2 protein-coding genes are annotated in these 1954 nt (G+C 47.2%); both read left to right on the forward strand.

The features are described 5' to 3' along the window. The coding region (locus AC1DUA_RS35455; protein ID WP_477504203.1) for a HupE/UreJ family protein at window positions 1-873 on the forward strand (873 nt) is incomplete at its 5' end. Between the two features lie 30 nt (window positions 874-903). After that, a partial coding sequence (locus AC1DUA_RS35460) for a lamin tail domain-containing protein (protein ID WP_477504204.1) occupies window positions 904-1954 on the forward strand: 1051 nt, incomplete at its 3' end.

Below are 1954 nucleotides of genomic sequence, written 5' to 3' on the forward strand. Positions count from 1 at the left end.
GTTATTACCGCTGTAAAGCATGAGAAACGAGCGACTATGGAAATGATCGGTATCGATATCCGATACAAATTCGCTGCTCCTGTGAAACAATATCTCATGCAGTACAATTTCTTCTGGTACAGCGGGGTCGATGTCAACCATAGCAACTATGCCACGATTCAGGTCGGTGGACAAACCATCCAGCAAGTCCTTGGCAGTCAAAATTATATTGTGCAGATTCAAGGCCCTGGCGCAGCAGCTGGGAATCCGTCAGCAGTGGCAGCACCTTCAGCATCTGCCGCTATGGATGCGACGAAGCCTGCTGTGAATTTGGCGCCGACTTCTTGGGTGAGTACGCTCAAGACTTACGTCCTCATGGGGATGGAGCACATCTGGTCGGGGCTTGATCACATGCTGTTCGTGCTTGGTCTCCTGCTAGCTGCCGAGCAAAGGGTCTGGAAGATAGTGCGACTGATTACAGCCTTTACAATAGGTCACTGCATTACGCTAGTCCTATCTTCTCTAGAGGTCGCTTATCTCTCACCTAAGATTGTCGAACCCTTAATTGCGCTAAGCATTCTGTATATTGCTGTAGAGAATATATGGAAGCGAAAAGAGAGTGCGCGCGTTATCGTTACGTTGTTGTTTGGCCTTGTGCACGGATTCGGATTTGCCGAGGTGCTGCGAGGAACGTTGTCTGGACATATGGCCCTTCCTTTATTTTCATTCAACCTGGGTGTAGAAATTGGACAACTTGTGGTCGTAGCGATTGTGATTCCAGTGCTCCTGTGGATGAAACGGTTGCCACTACAAATTAAATGGAATCAATACGCTTCCGGGATCATTGGTGTGTTCGGGCTTTACTGGTTGATTGAACGCATTATTAGCCAATAAAATTATTTATGATGAGGGGACGTTATCAAGTTGGTTAAAAAGAGTTTCAAACGATGGATATCCGGCGCGACTGTAGCCGGTATGATGTTCAGCATGTTGACTCCTATGGGGGCAAATGCCGTAGAGAACRACGCGCAGATCAGCGCGGTCGATTATTCCAAATTACCTAAGCTGATGATTACGGAGCTTGTTCCGGATACAGCGAATATCAGCAGTTCAGACGCTTATGAATTTATTGAAGTTTATAACAATACGAACAAAACACTGGATTTTAAAGATTACAATCTGGTGTACCGATATCCAGGGACGAGCACCGTTTGGGGGCCCTATCAGAATGGAAATCCCAATGGGAGCATGAAAATTCCTGCGCAATCCTCCATCGTCCTCTGGGCAATGAATACGGATAAAGGGATTAATTTAAACCTGCAAGCAGCGGATTTCAATCAGAACTTCCATACGAATTTGCAAGAAAATGTGWACCTTTTCCGCGTTGACGGCGGTGGCGGCATGCACAACAGCAGCCCAAGGGATCTCGTCATTCAAGAGAAAGACGGCACGGATATCTCGATTGCCAGCTACCAGAACGATGATCAGACGAAACCGGAAAAAGGGATTTTCTATCGCTTCCCAGTGGACGGATCGAAGAACATGGTGATGTACGGTTCGGGTGCCGACGCGAATGCGACCGCTGCCACCCCAGGGACTATCGACCCTACTCAGGTTCCGCCTGTTCCGCTGTATTTCTCTGATCCTCCTGTCATCGGCCACACGCCGGTTACCCAAGGCGATCAGAAGAATGACTTGATCTTGCAAGCTCAGATTGCTAACACAGAGCAGAATGAAACGGTATCTGCTGCCGTTTATTATCAGTTGGCCTCACAATCGAGCTATGAATCCGTACCTATGACAGTGACGGGCAGCAATCAATATCAAGCTGTCATTGCTAAGGACAAGCTAACTGAAAGCCAATTGAATTACTACATTCAAGCGAATGACGGTTTCAGTACGGTGAGATCGAACGTTTATAACGTAAATATTACGCTTGATCAATCCGACTATTCGAAAGTTCCACCGCTTATGG

Source organism: Paenibacillus sp. 01T422 (assembly GCF_056398785.1).